General features: G+C 57.3%; 2 protein-coding genes and 1 pseudogene. All 3 read left to right on the top strand.

Going from position 1 to position 1,600, the window contains the following annotated elements; translation table 11 throughout:
- Window positions 1-481: pseudogene (locus QP997_RS09670) on the top strand (transposase); the annotation flags it as partial.
- A 409-nt stretch (window positions 482-890) separates the two neighbouring features.
- Entirely contained in the window at window positions 891-1,127 is a 237-nt protein-coding gene (gene relB, locus QP997_RS09665; RefSeq protein ID WP_284846998.1) for a type II toxin-antitoxin system RelB family antitoxin, read from the top strand.
- Between the two features lie 16 nt (window positions 1,128-1,143).
- Window positions 1,144-1,374, top strand: coding sequence for a type II toxin-antitoxin system RelE family toxin (locus QP997_RS09660; RefSeq protein ID WP_284846997.1), 231 nt, complete (start codon window positions 1,144-1,146; stop codon window positions 1,372-1,374).
- Window positions 1,375-1,600 lie beyond the last annotated feature (226 nt).

Raw genomic sequence — 1,600 nt, 5'->3', positions numbered from 1 at the left:
TGGGTGTCGCATCAGGACCGCAAATCTGTCTCCCGTGCGCTACGTGAGGTCTACACGGCCGCCAACGAGGACACCGCACGTGCCAGCCTGGACGCGTTCGAAGCCAGTGAACTGGGCCAGAGATACCCGCAATCGGTCAAAGTCTGGCGCGACGCCTGGGACCGGTTCGTGCCGTTTTTACAGTTCCCGCCAGCGGCCCGCCGGGTGCTCTACACCACGAATTCGATCGAATCGCTCAACGCTTAAACTGCGTAAAGCTACCCGTAACCGCGGGCAATTCCCGAACGACACCGCGGCGCTGAAAACGCTGTGGCTGATGATCTGCAACATCGAAGACAAGCGCGCTGCCCAGCGAGCGAAGAAAGCAAAGCGCGACATCGAATGCAACGGCTATGTTGAAGGGGCGAAAGCCACCGGGTGGAAACAAGCCATCAACCAACTAGCTGTGGCATACCCCGACCGATTCGCGGACTACTTGTAAACCAAGCCCCCGCACACAAACAATCGGACACTCTCTAGCGGCAGTACCACCGCACCGCCCACAGGATGATTTCACGAGGGAACTGCCGACCGGAGAAGATGCCCATGGACCTGATTATTCCACGCCGGTCTTCCTACTGCCCCAACTTTGCAACAGCACCAGCAATACACGGTTCCCCTGCCCCTTTTGGGGCAGTTAATCCCCTCACCCTTCCTGGCATCTACTTCCCCACCGTGGCTCCTTCAGTGGGGTTGGCCGGGAAAAGGGTGCTAGGCCGTGGGGAATACACGAGTCCCGGTTGCGTAGTAGTTCGCGTGTTTTGACCATCAGTTTAGGTTGGCTCGTCGGCTGCTTGAGTGGCTGTGACGAGCTCTTGATTCTTGCTCGCATAACCTGTAAACATGTTTACATGAGTGGTTCGGTGATTAGCTTGCGTATCGATGATGAGCAGAAGCGGCGTTTGGATGAGCTGTCGCGACGTACGGGGCGGCCGGGTTCGTTTTATCTCCGGGAAGCGTTGAGTGCACATCTGGCTGACCTGGAGTATGTGTATCGCTTGGAGGAGGAGGCTGCTCAGGTTCGTCGCGGGGAGTTGGGAACCGTGACGTTGAGTCAGCTGGAGCGCGAGTGTGGCTTGGGAGATTAGTTTTTCTCCTCGGGCGGTGAAGTCGTTTAAGAAGCTCGATAAGGCTGAGCAGCGGAGGGTGAGTAAGTTTCTGCGGGAGGTTGGCGCCCTTGAGGATCCGAGGTTACGAGGTAAGGCGTTAACAGCCAATAAGTCGGGTTTGTGGCGCTGGCGTGTGGGGGACTATCGGATCATTGCTGACATTGTGGACGCGCGTGTTGTCGTCGTTGTGGTTGACGTTGGGCACCGCTCGAAGGTCTACGACTAACCCCTCTGTCCGCGCCTCCGTCGGGTTCCCCGTTTTCCCTCACGTGGCTGGTGTGGGGGCGTGTTAGGTCTGTGGGGTTGATTCTTCCACGACGTGACCGCAACAAGGACTGGTTGGTGGTGTGTGGGTGTCTTTGTGGCAAGCGAATCGAGGGTGTCAGGAAGTTTGTGTGTGAGGCTCTGATCTAGAAGGAGTTTCATCGATAATGACTACGGTGTCACCGAAG

It is taken from the genome of Corynebacterium sp. MSK039 (genome assembly GCF_030232315.1).
GTDB lineage: Bacteria > Actinomycetota > Actinomycetes > Mycobacteriales > Mycobacteriaceae > Corynebacterium.
The sequence above is the reverse complement of the archived record's forward strand: the minus strand, read 5'-3'. Positions and strand labels throughout refer to the sequence as shown.